Source organism: Cellulosimicrobium sp. AB352 (assembly GCF_049538415.1).
Classification (GTDB): Bacteria; Actinomycetota; Actinomycetes; order Actinomycetales; family Cellulomonadaceae; genus Cellulosimicrobium; species Cellulosimicrobium funkei.
On record NZ_JBMVFX010000013.1, the window covers coordinates 11,990 to 27,627 of the forward strand.

Annotated in this window: 15 protein-coding genes; 12 read left to right on the forward strand and 3 right to left on the reverse strand. The window is 73.9% G+C overall.

Translation table 11 applies throughout. The annotated features are described in order from the left end of the window. Positions 1 to 86: 86 nt before the first annotated feature. The 3 genes from ACPCUX_RS10880 to ACPCUX_RS10890 all read left to right on the forward strand — a co-directional run bounded on the left by ACPCUX_RS10880 (position 87) and on the right by ACPCUX_RS10890 (position 3,722). Positions 87 to 1,772, forward strand: a complete 1,686-nt coding sequence (locus ACPCUX_RS10880; RefSeq protein WP_061268232.1) for a CTP synthase — start codon at positions 87 to 89, stop codon at positions 1,770 to 1,772. Continuing rightward, complete coding sequence (locus tag ACPCUX_RS10885) at positions 1,773 to 2,408, forward strand: NUDIX domain-containing protein (RefSeq protein ID WP_423388745.1); 636 nt, start codon at positions 1,773 to 1,775, stop codon at positions 2,406 to 2,408. Between the two features lie 306 nt (positions 2,409 to 2,714). Beyond that, a complete protein-coding gene (locus ACPCUX_RS10890) occupies positions 2,715 to 3,722 on the forward strand; it encodes a patatin-like phospholipase family protein (protein WP_423388746.1) in 1,008 nt (335 codons plus the stop codon). Positions 3,723 to 3,771: 49 nt separating this feature from the next. Here the strand turns inward: ACPCUX_RS10890 and ACPCUX_RS10895 are convergent, their stop codons facing one another. The 3 genes from ACPCUX_RS10895 to ACPCUX_RS10905 all read right to left on the reverse strand — a co-directional run bounded on the left by ACPCUX_RS10895 (position 3,772) and on the right by ACPCUX_RS10905 (position 6,550). Next, complete coding sequence (locus ACPCUX_RS10895; protein ID WP_085388055.1) at positions 3,772 to 4,725, reverse strand: COX15/CtaA family protein; 954 nt, start codon at positions 4,723 to 4,725, stop codon at positions 3,772 to 3,774. 68 nt (positions 4,726 to 4,793) lie between these two features. Next, complete coding sequence (locus ACPCUX_RS10900; protein ID WP_423388747.1) at positions 4,794 to 5,597, reverse strand: ABC transporter permease; 804 nt, start codon at positions 5,595 to 5,597, stop codon at positions 4,794 to 4,796. Beyond that, positions 5,594 to 6,550: an ABC transporter ATP-binding protein gene (locus ACPCUX_RS10905; RefSeq protein WP_085388053.1), complete on the reverse strand. Its 957-nt coding sequence runs from the start codon at positions 6,548 to 6,550 to the stop codon at positions 5,594 to 5,596. The genes ACPCUX_RS10900 and ACPCUX_RS10905 overlap by 4 nt, the downstream gene beginning before the upstream one ends. A 205-nt stretch (positions 6,551 to 6,755) precedes the next feature. On the opposite strand from ACPCUX_RS10905, the gene ACPCUX_RS10910 reads away from it, so the two are divergent. The 9 genes from ACPCUX_RS10910 (at position 6,756) to ACPCUX_RS10950 (ending at position 15,478) form a co-directional block, all read left to right on the forward strand. Beyond that, the gene (locus tag ACPCUX_RS10910) at positions 6,756 to 7,544 is read left to right on the forward strand and encodes a helix-turn-helix transcriptional regulator (RefSeq protein ID WP_076404969.1); all 789 of its coding nucleotides are present in this window, start codon (positions 6,756 to 6,758) and stop codon (positions 7,542 to 7,544) included. A gap of 94 nt (positions 7,545 to 7,638) precedes the next feature. After that, the gene (gene sufB, locus ACPCUX_RS10915; RefSeq protein WP_074805987.1) at positions 7,639 to 9,099 is read left to right on the forward strand and encodes a Fe-S cluster assembly protein SufB; all 1,461 of its coding nucleotides are present in this window, start codon (positions 7,639 to 7,641) and stop codon (positions 9,097 to 9,099) included. A 1-nt stretch (position 9,100) separates the two neighbouring features. Further along, positions 9,101 to 10,357 carry a Fe-S cluster assembly protein SufD gene (sufD, locus tag ACPCUX_RS10920; RefSeq protein ID WP_034656076.1) on the forward strand — a complete coding sequence of 419 codons (1,257 nt, stop codon included), beginning with the start codon at positions 9,101 to 9,103 and terminating at the stop codon, positions 10,355 to 10,357. Further along, entirely contained in the window at positions 10,354 to 10,698 is a 345-nt protein-coding gene (locus ACPCUX_RS10925) for a non-heme iron oxygenase ferredoxin subunit (protein ID WP_021480875.1), read from the forward strand. Before sufD ends, ACPCUX_RS10925 begins: the two co-directional genes overlap by 4 nt. A gap of 66 nt (positions 10,699 to 10,764) precedes the next feature. Further along, on the forward strand, positions 10,765 to 11,547 hold the full coding sequence (sufC, locus tag ACPCUX_RS10930) for a Fe-S cluster assembly ATPase SufC (RefSeq protein WP_021480874.1): 783 nt from the start codon (positions 10,765 to 10,767) through the stop codon (positions 11,545 to 11,547). Between the two features lie 27 nt (positions 11,548 to 11,574). After that, entirely contained in the window at positions 11,575 to 12,891 is a 1,317-nt protein-coding gene (locus ACPCUX_RS10935) for a cysteine desulfurase (RefSeq protein ID WP_423388748.1), read from the forward strand. An 11-nt stretch (positions 12,892 to 12,902) separates the two neighbouring features. Then, positions 12,903 to 13,439, forward strand: a complete 537-nt coding sequence (gene sufU, locus ACPCUX_RS10940; RefSeq protein WP_415298616.1) for a Fe-S cluster assembly sulfur transfer protein SufU — start codon at positions 12,903 to 12,905, stop codon at positions 13,437 to 13,439. Then, positions 13,436 to 13,789, forward strand: coding sequence for a metal-sulfur cluster assembly factor (locus tag ACPCUX_RS10945; RefSeq protein ID WP_021480871.1), 354 nt, complete (start codon positions 13,436 to 13,438; stop codon positions 13,787 to 13,789). Before sufU ends, ACPCUX_RS10945 begins: the two co-directional genes overlap by 4 nt. A 174-nt stretch (positions 13,790 to 13,963) precedes the next feature. Continuing rightward, positions 13,964 to 15,478, forward strand: a complete 1,515-nt coding sequence (locus ACPCUX_RS10950) for a helix-turn-helix domain-containing protein (protein WP_423388749.1) — start codon at positions 13,964 to 13,966, stop codon at positions 15,476 to 15,478. Positions 15,479 to 15,638: the final 160 nt, after the last annotated feature.

Sequence of the window (15,638 nt, forward strand, 5' to 3'; positions counted from 1 at the left end):
GGAGACCTCGCCGTGCCGCCCGGTGTGAGCGGGCCGACCCTCGGGTCCGCGTGCCGTCGTCGGGCACGCTGTTAGGATGGAGTTCCGTGGCAGATCACCTGAACCGGCCCTCCTCCCGCCTCAACGCCTCGGGCGCTCGTACCGAGCACCGCACCGCGCACGTCTTCGTCACCGGCGGCGTCGCCTCCTCGCTCGGCAAGGGCCTCACGGCGTCCAGCCTCGGTCGTCTGCTCCGCTCGCGCGGCCTGCGCGTCACCATGCAGAAGCTCGACCCGTACCTCAACGTCGATCCCGGGACGATGAACCCGTTCCAGCACGGCGAGGTGTTCGTCACCGAGGACGGCGCCGAGACGGACCTCGACATCGGCCACTACGAGCGCTTCCTCGACGTCGACCTCGAGGCGTCCGCGAACGTCACGACCGGTCAGGTCTACTCCCAGGTCATCGCGCGCGAGCGGCGCGGCGAGTACCTGGGCGACACGGTCCAGGTCATCCCGCACATCACCGACGAGATCAAGACGCGCATGCGTGCCCAGGCCGGTGAGGACGTCGACGTCATCATCACCGAGATCGGCGGCACCGTCGGCGACATCGAGTCGCAGCCCTTCCTCGAGGCGGCCCGCCAGGTGCGCCACGAGCTGGGCCGGGACGACGTCTTCTTCCTCCACGTGTCGCTCGTGCCGTACATCGGTCCGTCGGGCGAGCTCAAGACGAAGCCCACGCAGCACTCGGTCGCGGCGCTGCGGTCCATCGGCATCCAGCCCGACGCGATCGTGCTGCGCGCGGACCGCGTGGTGCCCGAGCCGGTGAAGCGCAAGATCGCCCTCATGTGCGACGTCGACAACGAGGCGGTCGTCAACGCGATCGACGCGCCGAGCATCTACGACATCCCGCGCGTGCTGCACGCGGAGGGCCTCGACGCCTACGTCGTGCGCCGCCTCGGCCTGCCGTTCCACGACGTCGACTGGGACGGCTGGAGCCAGCTCCTCGAGCGCGTGCACCAGCCCGCCCACCGCGTCGAGGTCGCGCTCGTCGGCAAGTACATCGACCTCCCGGACGCCTACCTCTCCGTCACGGAGGCGCTGCGCGCCGGCGGGTTCGCGAACGACGCCAAGGTCACGATCCGCTGGGTCGCGTCCGACGAGTGCCAGACGCCCGAGGGCGCGGACGACGCGCTGCACGGCGTGGACGCCGTCCTCGTGCCCGGCGGGTTCGGCGTGCGGGGCATCGAGGGCAAGCTCGGCGCCCTGCGCTGGGCGCGTGAGAACAGGGTGCCGACCCTCGGCATCTGCCTCGGCCTGCAGTCGATGGTCATCGAGTACGCGCGCAACGTGCTCGGCATCGACGACGCGTCCTCGACCGAGTTCGACCCGGGCACGTCCCACCCCGTCATCGCGACCATGGAGGAGCAGCTCGCGATCGTCGGCGGCGACGGCGACCTCGGCGGCACGATGCGCCTCGGCTCCTACGAGGCCGCGCTCGCCCCGGGCTCGGTCGTCGCGAAGACCTACGGCGCGGAGCGCGTCACGGAGCGCCACCGTCACCGCTACGAGGTGAACAACACCTACCGCAAGCAGCTCGAGGAGGCGGGGCTCGTCATCAGCGGGACGTCGCCCGACTCGTCGCTCGTCGAGTTCGTCGAGCTCCCCGCGGACGTCCACCCGTACTACGTGAGCACGCAGGCGCACCCGGAGTTCAAGTCGCGCCCCACGCGTTCGCACCCGCTGTTCAGCGGCCTCGTCCGCGCCGCGCTCGAGAACCAGGCGGACTGAGTGGCCGGCGAGCACCCGGTCGTGGACGCGCTCGCGCCCCGACCGGTCGTCGAGACGACGGTCGTGCACGAGGGTCGCGTGTTCGACCTGCGGTCCGACGTCGTCGACCTCGGCGACGGCGGCCGCGTCACGCGCGAGTACCTCGACCACCCCGGTGCGGTCGCGATCGTCGCCCTCGACGCGGACGAGCGCGTCCTGCTGCTGCGCCAGTACCGCCACCCGGTGCGGCGCGAGCTGTGGGAGGTGCCCGCGGGGCTGCTCGACGTCGTGGGCGAGGACGGGCGCGTCGCCGCGGCCCGCGAGCTCGCCGAGGAGGCGGACCTGCGGGCGGCCCGGTGGGACGTGCTCGTGGACTACTTCACGACGCCCGGCGGGTCCAACGAGGCGCTGCGGGTGTTCCTGGCGCGCGACCTGTCGCCCGTGCCGGACGACGAGCGGTTCGCGCGCGAGGCGGAGGAGCTCGACATGGAGCTGCGCTGGGTCCCGCTCGACGAGGCGGTGCCCGCCGTCCTCGGGGGCGCGCTGCACAACCCGTCGGCGGTCGTCGGGATCCTCGCGGCCGCCACGTCGCGCGCGGGCGGCTGGGCCTCCCTGCGCCCTGCCGACGCGCCGTGGCCCGAGCGCCGCGGGGGCTGACGGCGACGGGGGCCGGTCCGCGGTCCGTGACGGTCCGACCGCGGGCGGCGTCGTGGGCCACGCCGCGGGCTTCTCGTCCCCGGCGTGGCCCGACGCCGGCGGCCGGCCACAGCCGCGGTCCCTTGCCGTCCCGCCCCGGGCCCGCCGAGGCGGGCGTGCTAGCGTCGAGTCGGTCGTGCACCGAGCCGAGGAGGTGAGCCCCGTGAACGCTGTGTCCGTACCGGGCGCTCCCTCGCTGCCCACGATCGCGCGACGGCCGTAGCCGTCCCGGGAGCGCTCGCCGCACCATCGCGAGAGGCGACTCCCATGAGCACCACCACACCTTCCTCTGCACCGGGCTCCTCAGCAGGCGCCGCGGTCCCCGGCCCGGCGGCAGCGTCCGTCCCGGTCCCGGTCCCGGTCCCGGTCCCGGTTCAGACCCCGACCCCGACGACGGGCGAGCGCGCCCTCGTGCTCGGGGGCGGCGGGTCCACCGGCAACGCGTGGCTGATCGGCGTCGTCGCCGGTCTCGCCGACGCCGGGGTCGACGTCACGACGGCCGACCTCACCGTGGGGACGTCGGCCGGCGCCACCACCGCCGCCCAGCTCGCCGGCGCGACGCCCGCCGAGCTCTACGCCGCCGTCGTCGCCGGAGCCCCGCCGCGGCGCGCACCGGATCCCGGGCGGGACGACCGCCGCGAGCGCACGCGCCAGGCGGCGGACCAGATGGCCCGCACGGCCGCGCTCATCGCCGCGTCGCGCGACGCTGCGGACATGCGGCGCCGGCTCGGCGCCGCGGCGCTCGACCTCCCGGCGGCCTCGGACACGTCCGCGCAGGCGCGCTGGCGGGCGACGGTCGCGGCACGCCTGCCGAGCACGTCGTGGCCGCGCCGCGCGCTGCTCCTCACCGCGGTCGACGTGCGGACCGGCGCGCCGGTCGTCCTCGGCGCGCACAGCGGGGTCGGCCTGGTGGACGCGGTCGCGGCGAGCTGCGCGGGCGGGTTCGCGTACGGCGTCGGGCCGGACCGGTTCATCGACGGCGGGTACCGCCGCAACGAGAACGCCGATCTCGCGGCGGGCTGCCGCCGCGTGCTCGTGCTGTCGCCGCTGGGCGGCAGGACGCGCACGCCGCGGGAGTGGGGCATGCAGCTCGACGTGCAGGTCGCGGAGCTGCGCGCGCAGGGCAGCGCGGTCGAGACGCTCGTCCCCGACGGGTCCGCCGAGGGGCTCGTGGGACCGCGGGCGATGGACCTGACGCTGCGCCCGTCCGCCGCCCGCGCGGGCCACGCCCAGGGCGTGGAGACCGCCGACCGCGTCGCGCGCCTCTGGCGCTGAGCGCGGGCCCGGTCCGGCGCGTCGTCCGTCGACGCGCCGGACCCCGGTGTCAGGCGCGCGTGCGGGTCGTGAGGACGACGCGCGTGGACCCGGCGACGAGCAGCGCCGAGCCGAGCATGTGCAGGCCCACGAGCAGCGCGGGCAGGCCCGTGAAGTACTGGACGTAGCCGATCGCGCCCTGGGCGAGCGTGATGGCGAGCAGGATCCACCCGGCGCGACGCACCTCCTGCGGCCCGCGGCGGACGCTCACGAGGTAGGCGACGAGGACGGCGACGAAGACCCACACGGCCCACGCGTGGACCTTGCTCATGAGCGCCGGGTCGACGGCGAACCGGTACCCGACCTCCTCGTCACCGCTGTGGGGGCCCGCGCCCGTGACGATCACGCCGAGGACCACGACGACCGCGGTGAGCCCGTACAGCGCCCACGCGAGCGCGCGCGAGCGCGGCGCGACCGTCGGGACGGGCGGGCCGTCGCCCTCCCCGGAGCGGTGCAGCAGCAGCAGCGAGACGGACACGAGCGCCGCCGAGACCACGAAGTGGAGCGACACCCAGCCCGGGTGCAGGTGCAGCAGCACGATGACGCCGCCGATGATCGCCTGCGCGGCGACGCCGAGGAGCGGCACGGCGCCCAGGAGCCGGTAGGACAGGACGCGCGAGCGGTCGGTCCACACGAGCACGAGGGCCGCGATCGCGATGACGCTCAGCACCCCGGTGAGCGTGCGGTTCCCGTACTCGACGAACTGGTGGTACGTCGTCTCCGGGTGGAAGCGCGCCGCGAACTGCCCGGGCTCGCACTGCGGCCACGTGGAGCACCCGAGGCCCGAGCCGGTCAGCCGGACGGCGCCGCCGGTGACGATGATGCCGATCTGCGCCACGAGGTTCGCGACGAGCACCGGCCGGGTCCAGCGGCGCAGCGGCGCGAGCCGGTCCGGACGGGCGACGCCGTCGCCGGCGGGGCGGGCGGTCGTGCCGGGGTCGAGCGCGGGGGGCGGGGTGCTCACGGTCCCACGGTATCGGGACGCGCGGGCAGCCCCGGAATCCTGCGGGTGTGAGATGTGCCCGGGGCGGGTCAGGTCCAGCGGAAGAGCTTGCCCGCGCCCCAACCGAGCGCGGCGGTCCAGCCCAGCAGCACGACGACCGAGAACGGCGGGACCGAGCCGTCGAGCAGGGCGCCGCGCATCGCCTCGCCGAGCGCGCCCGACGGCAGCAGCAGGGCGACGGGCGCGAGCGGTCCGGGCAGCTGGTCCGCCGGGACGAGCACGCCGCCGCCGACCGTGAGGAGCACGAGCACGAGGTTCGCGACCGCGAGCACGCCCTCGGCGCGCAGCGTGCCGGCGAGCAGCATCGCGAGCGACGTGAACGCCGCCGTGCCGAGCAGGACCGCGAGGAGCGCGGCCGGGATCCCCGCGACGTCGGGCTGCCAGCCGAGCGCGAGCGCGACGGCGGTGATGACGGCGACCTGCACGACCTCGACCGCGAGCACGCCCAGCACCTTGCCCGCGAGCAGGCCGCCCCGGCCGAGGGGGGTCGTCGACATGAGGCGCAGCACGCCGTTGCGGCGGTCGAACGCGGTCGCGATGGCCTGCGAGGTGAACGCCGTCGACATCACGGCGAGCGCGAGCACGCCCGGCGTCACGAAGTCGACGCGCGACGCACCGCCCGTGTCGAGGTCGACGAAGGACGTGAGCACGAGGCCGAGCAGGAGCATGACGGGCAGGATGATCGTCACGAGCAGCTGCTCGCCGTTGCGCAGGATCATCCGGGTCTCGAACGCCGTCTGGGCGGCGACGCGGCGCCACGCGGGCGCGGCGAGCTCGGTCCCGGCCGGCCCTCGGGCCGCGGGGGTGGCCGACGGCGTCTCGTTCGCGGTCATCGCAGGTGCCGTCCCGTGAGGTCGAGGAACACGTCCTCGAGCGTGCGGCGGCCCACCGTGACGCGCGACGCGAGGACGCCGCGTGCGGCGAGCCACGTCGTCAGCGCGACGAGCGTCGCCGGGTCGGCGGGGCCGGTGAGGGTGTACGAGCCGGGCTGCGGCTCGGCGACGGTCCACGACCCGGGGCCGGGGGCGCCGTCGGGCGCGGCGAGCGCGTCGCGCAGGCCGCCGAGGTCCAGGCCGGCCGTCGCCTCGACGCGGACCGTGCGGTCGGTCTCCCCGTCGTCCCCGGACTCGAGAAGCTCGCGCGTCGCGCCCGCCGCGATGACCTTCCCGTGGTCGACGACGCACACCTGGTCCGCGAGGTCCTCCGCCTCGTCCATGAGGTGCGTCGTGAGGACGATCCCCACGCCCTCGGCGCGCAGCTCGCGCACGAGCTCCCACACCGCGTGGCGGCTCTGCGGGTCCATGCCCGCGCTCGGCTCGTCGAGGAAGACGACCTCGGGCCGCCCGACGATCGCCGCGGCGAGCGCGAGGCGCTGCCGCTGGCCGCCGGACAGGCGCCGGACGGTGGTGCGGGCGAAGCTCTCCAGCCCGAGGCGCTCGGTGAGCTCGCCGACGTCGCGCGGCCGGGCGTACATCGACGCGACGTGCCGCAGCATCTCCAGCGCGCGCACGCCCGTCGGCAGCCCGCCGTCCTGGAGCATGACGCCCACGCGGGGACGCAGCTCGCGCGCGTCGGTCAGCGGGTGCAGCCCGAGCACCTCGACGCGCCCGGCGTCGGGGGAGCGCAGGCCCTCGCAGCACTCGACGGTCGTCGTCTTGCCGGCGCCGTTGGGGCCGAGCACCGCGGTGATCGCGCCGCGCTCGGCGGTGAGGGACACGCCGTCGACGACGGCACGACCGTCGTAGCGCTTGACGAGGTCGTGCACGAGCACGGCGGGGGCGGGCACCCGGCCGATTCTAGGCGGAGCGCGCGCGCCCGCCGACCCGCGCCCGCCCAGGTCGCGCGGGGTGTCGCGTACGCCACATCCGCCGCGTCAGGGCCCCGTCTGAGGGTCGCCTTGCTTGCGCCGGAACAATTAGGGAACAACCATGTTGTCTATATCGAGGGCGCTGCGCGCGCAGGCGTGCCCCCGACCGACCACGGAGGTGAGCATGGGAGCAGGAGCGGTCCGACCGGACGCGCTGCGTACCGTCGCCCCCTCCGGCGCGCCCGCTGCCGACGTCGACCGGCGCACGCGCGAGCGCGTGCTCGAGCTCGTCGCGAGCGCGGGCCCCGTCAGCGCGGCCGACCTCGCCGCGACGCTGGGCCTCACGCCCGCCGCGGTGCGCCGCCACCTCGCCCTCCTCGAGGAGGACGACCTCGTCGCCGTGCACGACGCCGGGCACCCCACCGGGATGCGCGGCCGCCCCGCGCGGCGGTACGTGACGACGTCGGCCGGCCAGGGCGAGCTCAGCGGCACCTACGCCGACCTCGCCGCGCAGGCGCTGCGCTACCTGCGCGACGTCGCGGGACCGGGCGCCGTCGAGCGCTTCGCCCAGGACCGGCTGTCCGAGCTCGCAGACCGCTACGCGGACCGGCTCGACGCGCCGGACGTCGAGGGCCGCGCGGCCCAGCTCGCCGCCGCGCTGGCGGACGACGGCTACGCCGCGAGCGTGCGCCCCGTGCCGGGCACCTCCGCCGTCCAGCTGTGCCAGGGGCACTGCCCGGTGCAGCACGTCGCCGAGGAGTTCCCGCAGCTGTGCGAGGCGGAGGCCCAGGTCTTCGCCAAGCTCCTCGGCTCGCACGTGCAGCGCCTCGCGACCCTCGCCACGGGCGCGCACGCGTGCACCACGAACGTGCCGGTCGGGATCTCCGTCCCGGCCCCCGCACCGCGGGTGGCGCGAGCCGCCCTGGCCCACGACGTCCGGGCGCGGGGGCGCCCGTCGTCGGGCGAGACCTGACCCCGAGGGGCGCCCCGCCCCGCCCGCACGACCTCCCCCGAAGAACCTGTACCGACTGCCCCCGCCCGCAACGACGGACAGTGGAAGGACGACCATGAGCGCTCCCACCCAGGACGCCGCCGGCACGGCCCTGCCGACCGGTGAGAAGCAGACCGACGACGAGATCATCGCCTCGATCGGCGCCTACGAGTACGGCTGGCACGACTCCGACGAGGCGGGCCAGATCGCGCAGCGTGGCCTCAACGAGGACGTCGTGCGCAACATCTCCCGGCTCAAGAACGAGCCCGAGTGGATGCTGAACCAGCGCCTCAAGGCGCTGCGCCTGTTCGGCAAGAAGCCCATGCCGAGCTGGGGCTCCGACCTCACCGGCATCGACTTCGACAACATCAAGTACTTCGTGCGGTCCACGGAGAAGCAGGCCGCCACGTGGGACGACCTCCCCGAGGACATCAAGGAGACGTACGACAAGCTCGGCATCCCCGAGGCGGAGAAGCAGCGCCTCGTCGCGGGCGTCGCCGCGCAGTACGAGTCCGAGGTGGTCTACCACCAGATCAACGAGGAGCTCGAGCGCCAGGGCGTCATCTTCCTCGACACGGACACCGCGCTGCGCGAGCACCCGGAGATCTTCCAGGAGTACTTCGGCACCGTCATCCCGTCGGGCGACAACAAGTTCGCCGCGCTCAACTCCGCCGTGTGGTCGGGCGGGTCGTTCGTCTACGTGCCGCCGGGCGTGCACGTCGAGATCCCGCTGCAGGCCTACTTCCGCATCAACACGGAGAACATGGGTCAGTTCGAGCGGACGCTGATCATCGCGGACGAGGGCTCGTACGTGCACTACGTCGAGGGCTGCACCGCGCCGATCTACTCGTCGGACTCGCTGCACTCCGCGGTCGTCGAGATCGTCGTGAAGAAGAACGCCCGCGTGCGCTACACGACGATCCAGAACTGGTCGAACAACGTCTACAACCTCGTGACCAAGCGGGCGACCGCGGCCGAGGGCGCGACGATGGAGTGGGTCGACGGCAACATCGGCTCCAAGGTCACCATGAAGTACCCGGCGATCTACCTGCTCGGCGAGCACGCGCGCGGCGAGACGCTGTCGATCGCGTTCGCGGGCGAGGGCCAGCACCAGGACGCCGGGGCCAAGATGGTCCACGCGGCGCCCCACACGTCGTCGTCGATCGTCTCGAAGTCGGTCGCGCGCGGCGGTGGCCGCACGTCCTACCGCGGTCTGGTCCAGGTGCTCGAGGGCGCCTCGCACTCGGCCTCGACCGTGCTGTGCGACGCGCTGCTCGTCGACCAGATCTCCCGGTCCGACACCTACCCGTACGTCGACGTCCGCGAGGACGACGTGTCCATGGGGCACGAGGCGACGGTCTCGCGGGTGAGCGAGGACCAGCTGTTCTACCTCATGTCCCGAGGCATGGAGGAGACCGAGGCGATGGCCATGATCGTGCGCGGGTTCGTCGAGCCCATCGCGCGCGAGCTGCCCATGGAGTACGCGCTCGAGCTCAACCGCCTCATCGAGCTGCAGATGGAAGGGTCCGTCGGCTGATATGACCACCACCACCGTTCCCGAAGAGGCCGGTCTGACCACCGACCACTCGCGCGCGCAGGCCGACGGGGCGCACTCCCACGGCGTCGTCGTGCCCCAGGGCTCGCGCGCCGAGCGGCTCACGTCGTTCGACCTCGCCGACATCCCCGTGCCCTCCGGGCGCGAGGAGGAGTGGCGCTTCTCGCCCGTGGCGCGCCTCGCGCCCCTGTTCGACGACACGATCGTCGGGCAGAGCGGCGGCGGCGACGTGCGCGTCACGGTCGTCGAGGCGCCCGAGGTCGAGGTCACGATCGTCGGCCGCGACGACGAGCGTCTCGGCACCGCCGGCAAGCCCGGCGACCGCACGGCCGTGACGGCGTGGAACGCCTTCGAGCAGGCCACCGTCGTCACGGTGCCGAAGGAGGCCGTCGCCTCCGACGTCACCTCGGTCCGCATCGAGGGCCACGGCTCCACGCCGACGGCGAGCCACGTCCTCGTGCGCGCCGAGCGGCACTCCGAGGCCGTCGTCGTGCTCGACCACGTGGGCGCCGCGACGCTCAACGAGACGGTCGAGATCGTCGTCGAGGACGGCGCGCACCTCACCGTCGTGTCCGTCCAGGACTGGGCCGACGGCGCCGTGCACGCGTCGTCGCACCGCGCGCGGATCGGGCGCGACGCGCGCCTCAAGCACGTGGTCGTCACGCTCGGCGGCGACGTCGTGCGCGTCACCCCGGACGCGGAGTTCACCGCCGAGGGCGGCGAGGTCGAGATGGTGGGCCTCTACTTCGCGGACGCGGACCAGCACCAGGAGCACCGCCTGTTCGTCGACCACGCCGTCCCGCGCTGCAAGTCCCGTGTGACGTACAAGGGCGCGCTGCAGGGCGAGGGCGCGCACGCCGTGTGGGTCGGGGACGTGCTCATCCGGGCCGAGGCCGAGGGCACGGACACGTACGAGCTCAACCGCAACCTCGTCCTCACGGACGGCGCGCGCGCGGACTCGGTGCCGAACCTCGAGATCGAGACGGGCGAGATCGAGGGCGCGGGGCACGCGTCCGCGACCGGCCGCTTCGACGACGAGCAGCTCTTCTACCTGCAGGCTCGCGGCATCCCGGAGGTCGAGGCGCGCCGCCTCGTCGTCCGCGGCTTCTTCGCCGAGCTCATCCAGGAGATCGGCGTCGCGTCGGTCGAGGAGCGCCTGCTCGAGGCGATCGAGCGCGAGCTGAGCAAGTCCATGTCGATCATCGACGGGAGCGCCGAGCCCGCCGAGGCGACGGCGTGACCGCACAGCCCGCCTGCACGACGTCCGACCTCGGCCCGGAGGAGGCGCTGCGCGTCGAGCTCCCGGCCGAGGACGGGCGCGTCGTCGAGGTCGCGGTCGTGCGCGACGGCGACGGCGGGTGGCACGCGATCTCCGACATCTGCTCGCACGGGGCCGTGTCCCTGTCCGACGGGGAGGTCGAGGGCTGCTTCGTCGAGTGCTGGCTGCACGGCTCGCAGTTCGACCTGCGGACCGGCATGCCGACCGCGCTGCCCGCGATGCGGCCCGTGCCGGTCTACCCGGTGACGGTCGACGGCGAGCAGGTGCTCGTCGACGTCGACCGCGTCGTCGCTCCCACCTGACCCGACCTTCTCTGACCCGGCGCGCCGCGCGCGCCCCCAGCTCAAGAACCTCTTGGAGAACCACTGATGTCCACTCTCGAGATCCGCGACCTGCACGTCAGCGTCGAGACCAAGGAAGGGCCGAAGCCGATCCTGCGCGGCGTCGACCTGACGATCGCCAGCGGCGAGGTCCACGCCATCATGGGCCCGAACGGCTCGGGCAAGTCCACGCTCGCCTACTCGATCGCCGGCCACCCCAAGTACCAGGTCACCGGCGGCACCGTGACGCTCGACGGCGAGGACGTCCTCGCCATGAGCGTCGACGAGCGCGCCCGCGCGGGCCTGTTCCTCGCCATGCAGTACCCGGTCGAGGTCCCCGGCGTCTCCGTGTCCAACTTCCTGCGCACCGCGAAGACCGCGATCGACGGCGAGGCCCCCGCGCTGCGCCACTGGGTCAAGGACGTCAAGGGCGCCATGGAGCGCCTGCGCATGGACGACTCCTTCGCCGAGCGCTCGGTCAACGAGGGCTTCTCCGGCGGTGAGAAGAAGCGCCACGAGATCCTCCAGATGGAGCTCCTGCAGCCGAAGTTCGCCGTCCTCGACGAGACCGACTCGGGCCTCGACGTCGACGCGCTGCGCATCGTCTCCGAGGGCGTGAACCGCGTCCACGAGGCGACCCAGGCGGGCGTCCTGCTCATCACGCACTACACGCGCATCCTGCGCTACATCAAGCCGGACTTCGTCCACGTCTTCGTCGACGGCAAGGTCGCGGAGGAGGGCGGCCCGGAGCTCGCCGAGCGTCTGGAGGAGGAGGGCTACGACCGCTACCTCGGTGGCGCCGTCGAGTCCGCCTCGGCCGCCTCGGCCTGAGCGCTCGCACCACCTGAGGAGACGACCATGACGACCACCGCGCACCCCGCAGGGCAGCACGCCGGTCCGGCGCGCCTGACCGACGTGGAGCTCGCCGCCGTGCGGGCGGACTTCCCGCTGCTCGAGCGCACCGTGCGCGGTGGTCGTCCGCTCGTCTACCTCGACTCCGCGGCCACCGCGCAGAAGCCGCAGGTCGTCCTCGACACCGAGGTCGACTTCTACGAGGAGCGCAACGCGGCGGTGCACCGCGGCGCGCACCAGCTCGCCGAGGAGGCGACCGAGGCGTTCGAGGACGCCCGGGCCGACGTCGCGGCGTTCGTCGGCGCGCGCCCGGGCGAGATCGTCTGGACGTCGGGCGCGACGGCCGCGATCAACCTTGTCGCGTACGGGATCTCGAACGCGACGCTCGGTCGCGGGGGAGAGGCGGCCCGCCGCTTCGCGCTCGCGCCGGGCGACGAGATCGTCATCACGGAGGCGGAGCACCACGCGAACATCGTGCCGTGGCAGGAGCTCGCGGCCCGCACCGGGGCCGTCCTGCGCTGGTTCGAGGCGGACGACGACGGTCGCGTGCGCGTCGAGGACGCGGCGACCGTCATCACCGAGCGCACGCGCGTCGTAGCCTTCACGCACGTGTCGAACGTGACGGGTGCGGTCACGCCGGTCGAGCCGATCGTGGCCCGGGCGCGCGAGGTCGGGGCGCTCACGGTGCTCGACGCGTGCCAGTCCGTGCCGCACCTGCCGGTGGACCTGCCCGCGCTCGGCGTCGACTTCGCCGCGTTCTCGGCGCACAAGATGCTCGGGCCCACGGGCGTGGGCGTGCTGTACGGGCGGCGCGAGCTGCTCGAGGCGCTGCCGCCCGTGACGACCGGCGGGTCGATGATCGAGGTCGTCACGATGACCGAGTCGTCGTACATGGCGCCGCCGCAGCGGTTCGAGGCGGGCACCCAGCCCGTCGCGCAGGTCGTCGGGTTCGGCGCCGCCGCGAAGTACCTGCACGAGCTCGGGATGGACGGCGTCGCCGCGCACGAGCTCGAGCTCGCCGCGGAGCTGCTGCGCATCGGGGAGATCCCCGGCGTGCGCATCATCGGCCCGCGCGAGCCCGAGGACCGGCTCGCCGTCGTGTCGTTCGTCGTGGACGGCGTGCACGCGCACGACGTCGGCCAGGTGCTCGACGACGCGGGCATCGCCGTGCGCGTCGGTCACCACTGCGCCCAGCCCCTGCACCGCCGCTTCGGGGTCGCCGCGACCGCGCGCGCGTCCGCGTCGGTGTACACCACGCGCGAGGACGTCGACGCGTTCCGGGAAGCATTGGCCGGTGTGCGCGCGTTCTTCTCGGTGGACTGAGAGAGGACCCGATGAGTTCGATCGAGCAGATGTACCAGCAGGTCATCCTGGACCACGCGAAGACCCCGCACGGCCGGGGCCTGGTCGAGGTGGCCGACGGCGCGGCCAGCGGCCAGTCGCACCAGGTGAACCCCACGTGCGGCGACGAGGTGACGCTGCGCGTCGAGCTCGCCGGCGACACGATCGACCGCGTGAGCTGGGAGGGGCAGGGGTGCAGCATCTCGCAGGCGTCCCTGTCCGTCCTCACCGACCTCGTGACGGGGCGGCCGGCCGCCGAGGCCGAGCACCTCGGCGACGTGTTCCGCGAGCTCATGGGCTCGCGCGGCAAGGGCCTCGACGAGGCCGCGCAGGACGAGCTCGGTGACGCCACGGTATTCACGGGCGTCTCGCGCTACCCGGCACGGATCAAGTGCGCCCTGCTCGGCTGGGCCGCGCTGCGCGACTCGCTCGTCACCTCGGGCGCCCTGAGCACGCTGGGCGACGCATCAACCGCAATGGCTTCCGACGCGGCGCTCGCCGCGCGGGGAACGACGGAGGAGAACCGATGACCACCGAGACCGGCGCGCCCGCCGAGGGCGCCACGCCGAGCCCGCCGAACGTCGCGGACGTCGAGGAGGCGATGCGCGACGTCATCGACCCGGAGCTCGGCATCAACGTCGTCGACCTCGGCCTCGTCTACGGCATCCAGATCGACCAGAACAACCACGCCGTCATCGACATGACGCTCACGTCCGCGGCGTGCCCGCTGACCGACGTCATCGAGGACCAGTCCGCGCAGGCGCTCGAGGGCCTCGTCGACGGCTTCCGCGTGAACTGGGTCTGGATGCCGCCGTGGGGTCCGGAGAAGATCACCGACGACGGCAAGGAGCAGCTCCGCGCGCTCGGCTTCAACGTCTGAGGTCACCGCTCCGACCGACGCCGCGTCCCTGTCCGGGGGCGCGGCGTCGTGCCGTTCCGGGCAGGTCGTGCGGTGTCGTCCGGGCCCGGTCGCGGTTCGCCCCTTCCGGTACGTTGACGCGGATCGTCCTGAGTGTTGGGATATGTGCGCCCACACCACTTTTCGGAGGACGACGTGACACAGCAGGACCAGACCGACGCGGGCGGTTCCCCGCGGCAGGTGCGCTATCGCGGCCGGCACCTCCCGATGGTGGCGGTGGTCATCGCGGCGACGATCGCCACCGCCCTGGCGTACAGCGGCATGGTCCTGTTCGGTCTCGAGGTGGCGCACATGTCGCCGCTCGAGGCGTACGGGCTCGCGGGCTTCCTCGAGATCAGCCTCGTCGCCGTGGCGCTCATGGCGCGCAACGCGGCGCTGGAGGGGCGGCCCTACGGCGTGCTCCTCGCGCTCACGTGGGTGCTCTCGGGCACGTCGGGCCTGTTCGCCGCTCTCCACGAGATCGCCGTCCCGACGGCGAGCACCCCGTACATGGTGGTGTTCCGGTTCGTGCCGCCGCTGGTCGCCGCGCTCATGTGGCACCTCGCCCTCGTGGGGGAGCGGCACATGGTCACGGGGCACACGCTCGAGGAGCGTCGTCGTGAGCTGCGCGTCCACGGGTACGTCTCCGCGCTGGAGCAGTGGCGCGACGCGCGCGCCGACAGCGCTGGCTCGCCCGCGGACCTGCGCAAGGTCCGCGCCGCGCACGAGCGGCAGCGCGCCGCCCGCGACGCCGCGCTCAAGCTGCTGACGGTCGAGGACTTCGAGCGCCGCATGCAGGTCTGGGTCGACCGCCTCGAGGCCGCCGAGCGGCACGGCAACCGGCTCGACCTCATCGGGGCGAGCTCCGCGAAGCGCGGCACCGCGCGCGGCAAGGCGGGGGCTGCGGTGTCCGAGGCTCCCGCGCCCGCCGAGGCGCCCGTGGCCGTGGCGGCCGTGTCCGCCGGGGCGAGCGGCCCGGCGCTGCTCGCGGCGGAGCCCGCGCGCCACGACGACACCGACGCGGTCGAGACTTCCCCGACTCCCGAACCGGTCGACGTCGTGACGACCGACGTCGTGACGACCGACGTCGTGACGACCGACGTCGTGACGACCGACGTCGTGACGACCGACGCCGCGCTGCTCGACGAGGTCCCGACGGACGGTGCGCCGTCGGCCGACCTCCCGGTGCGCGAGGTGACCCGCGACCTGCCCGCCGCCGAGGCGACGGCCGAGGCGACCGACGCGGAGACCGCGGAGGGCGCGCCCGCTGCCGAGCCCGCGTTCGAGGCCCTGCCGGACCTCGAGGCACGGGTGAAGGAGATCTTCGGTCGCACCCGGCCGCTCCCGTGGGAGCAGCCCGTCCCCGAGGAGGCGGAGACGCCGTCGGCCCCCGAGCCGCCGGCCGTGACGGGGCACACGCGCCGCGTCGAGGTCTTCGACCTCCCGCGTCCCCAGGACGTGGAGGCGACGCCGGCGGACGACGCCGGAACGACGCTCGGCGAGGACCCGATGGTCGAGCGCGACCGCCGCATCGTCGAGCTCGCACGCGAGGGCCTCAACCAGCGCGAGATCGCCCAGCGGGTCTCGGCGTCGCGGTCGACCGTGAGCCGCGTCGTGCGTCGCTACGAGGACCAGCTGGCCGACGAGGCCCGCGAGCTCGCGAACGCCTGACGCGCCGCCGAGCGCTCGGCACGACGCCGCGCCCCGGAGGGGACGCGGCGTCGTGCCGTCGCCACCGCACGCATGGCCGGGCGGGTGGCTTTCGCCGTGGGTACCGAGGACCTTGGTCCCGGGGGCGGCTGTGGTCGGACCGCGTCGCCTAGGGTCGGGG

What these genes read in the sequence shown, in the direction of transcription:
- sufU (WP_415298616.1), top strand. Translation starts at nt 12,903, where the DNA reads ATGAGTTCGATCGAGCAGATGTACCAGCAGGTCATCCTGGACCACGCG.
- ACPCUX_RS10890 (WP_423388746.1), top strand. Translation starts at nt 2,715, where the DNA reads ATGAGCACCACCACACCTTCCTCTGCACCGGGCTCCTCAGCAGGCGCC.
- sufB (WP_074805987.1), top strand. Translation starts at nt 7,639, where the DNA reads ATGAGCGCTCCCACCCAGGACGCCGCCGGCACGGCCCTGCCGACCGGT.
- ACPCUX_RS10910 (WP_076404969.1), top strand. Translation starts at nt 6,756, where the DNA reads ATGGGAGCAGGAGCGGTCCGACCGGACGCGCTGCGTACCGTCGCCCCC.
- ACPCUX_RS10945 (WP_021480871.1), top strand. Translation starts at nt 13,436, where the DNA reads ATGACCACCGAGACCGGCGCGCCCGCCGAGGGCGCCACGCCGAGCCCG.
- sufD (WP_034656076.1), top strand. Translation starts at nt 9,101, where the DNA reads ATGACCACCACCACCGTTCCCGAAGAGGCCGGTCTGACCACCGACCAC.
- sufC (WP_021480874.1), top strand. Translation starts at nt 10,765, where the DNA reads ATGTCCACTCTCGAGATCCGCGACCTGCACGTCAGCGTCGAGACCAAG.
- ACPCUX_RS10935 (WP_423388748.1), top strand. Translation starts at nt 11,575, where the DNA reads ATGACGACCACCGCGCACCCCGCAGGGCAGCACGCCGGTCCGGCGCGC.
- ACPCUX_RS10900 (WP_423388747.1), bottom strand. Translation starts at nt 5,597, where the DNA reads ATGACCGCGAACGAGACGCCGTCGGCCACCCCCGCGGCCCGAGGGCCG.